Annotated in this window: 1 protein-coding gene; it reads right to left on the reverse strand. The window is 73.2% G+C overall.

The window, feature by feature from the left end; genetic code table 11:
* A partial coding sequence (locus tag AXW62_RS39765) for an acyltransferase domain-containing protein (protein ID WP_159061130.1) occupies nucleotides 1-859 on the reverse strand: 859 nt, incomplete at both ends.

An 859-nucleotide genomic window follows, 5' to 3' on the forward strand; every position in this document is an offset into this window, starting at 1 on the left:
GGAACCAGCGGGTCCAGTCGACGTCGATGCCGGCGGTGAAGGCTGCTGCCATCGACTGTGCCAGTTGGGCGGGGCCGCCGTGGCCGCGTCGGAGGGTGGGGATGGTGACCGCGTCGGTGCCGGTTTCCTCGAAGCTCTCCTGCAGGCCGATGGTCAGGACGGGGTGGGTGCTGGTCTCGATGAAGACGCGGTGGCCGTCGTCCAGCAGTGTCCGGACGGTGTCGGCGAACCGGACGGGCCGGCGGAGGTTGGTCACCCAGTAGCCGGTGTCCAGTCCGGTGGTGTCGATCCGGCCAGCGGTGACCGTGGAATAGTACGCCACTGTCGAGGCGGCCGGGCGGACACCGGCCAGGGCCTGCGTCAGTTCGTCGGTGATCTGGTCCACCTGGGGGCTGTGGGAGGCGTAGTCCACCTCGATCGGGCGGGCCCGGCCGCCTGCTTCCCGGCACGCCGCCACGGCGTGCGCCACCTGCTCGGGAGGGCCTGAGATCACGGTGGAGGAAGGGCCGTTGACCGCCGCCAGGCCGACGGCGGCGGCCTGGTCGCCCAGCCCGGCCAGCAGTTTCCCGGCCCGTTGCGGGCTCAGGTGCAAGGAGGCCATCGCTCCGCCGCCGGCCAGCCGCCGCAGCGCCTTGCTGCGCCCTGCCACCACCTTCGCGCCGTCGTCCAAGGAGAGTGCTCCGGCCACCACGGCGGCCGCGATCTCGCCCTGGCTGTGCCCGATGACCGCCGCGGGGCGTACGCCGTGGGCGGCCCATACGGCGGCGAGGGAGACCATCACGGCCCACAGGACGGGCTGGACCACATCGACCCGGCCCGTCTCGGCCGCTCCGGCGGTGCCGCGCACCACCTCGGTGAG

Origin of the sequence: Streptomyces hygroscopicus subsp. hygroscopicus, from assembly GCF_001553455.1 — a bacterium.
Taxonomy (GTDB): domain Bacteria; phylum Actinomycetota; class Actinomycetes; order Streptomycetales; family Streptomycetaceae; genus Streptomyces; species Streptomyces hygroscopicus.